Annotated in this window: 2 protein-coding genes; both read right to left on the bottom strand. The window is 65.8% G+C overall.

Annotated elements, in window-relative coordinates:
- Positions 1-161 precede the first annotated feature (161 nt).
- On the bottom strand, positions 162-2,381 hold the full coding sequence (gene ppk1, locus QZY48_RS02115) for a polyphosphate kinase 1 (protein ID WP_295427072.1): 2,220 nt from the start codon (positions 2,379-2,381) through the stop codon (positions 162-164).
- A gap of 49 nt (positions 2,382-2,430) precedes the next feature.
- The coding region (locus tag QZY48_RS02110) for a hypothetical protein (protein ID WP_295427069.1) at positions 2,431-2,639 on the bottom strand (209 nt) is incomplete at its 5' end.

The raw sequence follows: 2,639 nt of genomic DNA, 5'->3' as shown, positions 1-2,639 counted from the left end.
GCCCGCAACTTTCATCTGTCGGGGTGGCGCGGGCGCCATGGCCGTTAGCCGCGCCGCGACGCCGCGGTAAGCCGTGACGCTGGGGCAGTTTGCGAGGCCCCGTCGCGGCCGCAGGCCGCTCCCACAGCGTCGCTGCGCGACTTTCACGGCACGGCCTCGGTCTAGTCCTTCCCCCGCAGCCGCCACTGGAAGTGGCTCAGCAGCCGGGACCGGATCTTCTTTTCCTTGTGCTTGCCGGCAGCGGCCAGGCGCTTCTCAGCGACCACCATCAGGGTCTCTTGGGCGCCCTTGGCCTTGTCGTCGGTCGAGACGCGCTGGGTGTAGGTACCCCCGGCGTCCATCTCCCAGGCGGAGCGCTGGTCTCCGAACTGCACGTCCAGGATCAGCCGCAGTTCCTGGCGCAGTTCCGGGTTCTCCACCGGGGCGTGGACCTCGACCCGACTGTCCAGGTTGCGGCCCATCATGTCCGCCGAGCCGATGAAATACTCCTCATCGCCGCCGTTCCTGAAATACATGATGCGCCCGTGTTCCAGGAAGCGCCCGACGATGCTGATCACCCGCGCGCTCTCGCTGATCCCGGGCAGCCCGGGGCGCAGTCGGCAGGTGTCGCGGATGATGAGATCCACCCGCACCCCGGCGCGCGTCGCGCGGTAGAGTGCGCGGGTGATCTCCACGTCCTCCAGGGCATTCATCTTCATCTGAATCTGCCCCGAGCCGTCGCGCCGCTGATGCTCGATCTCGCGATTGATCTTCTCGATGATCCCGCGCTTCAGGTTATAGGGGGCGGCCAGGATCTTGCGATAGCTGGGCGGCGGTGAATAGCCGGTGAGGTAATTGAACAGCTCGGTCAGGTCCTGGCCGATGCCCTCGTCGCACCCCAGCATCCCGAGATCCGTATAGAGCTTGGCGGTGCCCGGGTGATAGTTGCCGGTGCCGATGTGGTAATAGCGGCGCAGTTGCGAATAGTCCCGGCGGACCACGAAGATCAGCTTGCTGTGGGTCTTGAGCCCCAGCACCCCGTAATTGACATGGATGCCCTCGGCCTCCAGGCGCCGCGCCCAGCCGATATTGGCCGCCTCGTCGAAGCGCGCCTGCAGTTCCACCAGCACCGCCACCTGCTTACCGTTGCGGGCGGCCTCGATCAGTGAATCCAGGATGGCCCCGGCCGAGGTGCGATAGAGGGTCATTTTGATCGCCAGCACCTTGGGGTCCTCCGCGGCGGTGCGCAGAAAGCGCTCCACCGTGGTACTGAAGGGCTGGTAGGGGTGCTGGAGCAGGATGGGGCCGTTTTCACGGATGATATGGAAGATATTGCGCCGGTCATTGGCGAGCAGCGGGTGGTCCACCGGGCGGTGGGGCGCGTCCTTCAGATCCGGGAAATCGAGCCCCGTGATCTCGAAGAGATCGCGCAACTGCATCATCCCCTTGACCTCGATGACGTCCTGCTCCTCATTGAGGCCCAGTTCCGCCGCCAACATGCCGCGGTGGACCGGGTCGATGCCTTCCTGGACCTCGAGCCGCACGATGGGGGCGAAGTGACGCTCCCGCAGCTCCGTCTCGATCATCTCCAGCAGGTCATTGGCGGCCTCGATGTCCGCCTCCACGATGGCATTGCGGGTGACGCGGAACAGTTCCGCGGACTCGATCGCCATGCCCGGGAAGAGCATGTCCAGGTTGGCGCCGATCAGATCCTCCAGGGTTACGAAGGTGTTGGTGCCATCGAGCGGGATCAGCCGCTTGGACACATCCCGGCTCACCGGCACCTTGATCCGCGCCATATAGGACTCGTTGCCGCCCGGGTAGCGCAGGGTCACCAGCAGGTTCAGGGCCAGGTTGGAGATGAAGGGGAAGGGGTGGGCCGGGTCCATCGCCAGCGGGGTCAGCATCGGGAAGATGTTGGCGCGGAAGTGCTCGCGCAGACGCCCCTGGGCATCCGGTGTCAGGTCATTCACCTTCACCACCCCGATGCCGCGCGCGGCCAGCAGCACCATCAGCGCGTCGAAGATGCGCTTCTGCTCCACATGCATCTCGCGCACCCGCGTCTGACAGACCCGGAGCTGCTCGCTGGGGGTGCGCCCATCCACGCTCGGGGTATGCACCCCGGCGCCGATCTGCTGCTTGAGCCCGCCGATGCGCTTCATGAAGAACTCATCGAGATTGTTGCTGACGATCGCTAGGAACTTCACCCGCTCCAGGAGCAGGTTGCGCGGGTCGTCCGCCTCGTGCAGCACGCGCGCGTTGAAGGCGAGCCAGGTCAGTTCCCGGTTGAGATAGAGCGCCGGGTCGTCGAGGCGCACCTCCTCCAGGGTCGGTCCTGCCTCCGGCAGGGGCTCGAGGTCCTCGTCGTCGTCTGGGATCGGCTGGAGATTACTGGCGCTCATGGAGGGCTCCCTGTCGCGGTGAGTGAACGGGGCTGGTGTCCTCGGCATTCTAGCAATGGCCGGGGGCGGCCGATGGTGGAATTATGGCAATCTTGGAGAGCAGTGATGCTGCCGGACGGGCGCCGCGCCCGGGCAGCCGCGGGTGAGGGGCCATGGGCATGGGTCCGGCTGAAGCCTCGACCTCCGGGTGGTGGATGCGCCCCCAACCGGAGGTCGAGGCTTTACCGGTAAAGTGCGTAGTCAGGCCATCCTGGCCTG

The sequence above is a fragment of the uncultured Thiodictyon sp. genome (assembly GCF_903828115.1).
Classification (GTDB): domain Bacteria; phylum Pseudomonadota; class Gammaproteobacteria; order Chromatiales; family Chromatiaceae; genus Thiodictyon.
Note: the sequence above shows the minus strand (reverse complement) of the source record. Positions and strands in the feature narration are given on the sequence as shown.

What these genes read in the sequence shown, in the direction of transcription:
- ppk1 (WP_295427072.1), bottom strand. Translation starts at nt 2,381, where the DNA reads ATGAGCGCCAGTAATCTCCAGCCGATCCCAGACGACGACGAGGACCTC.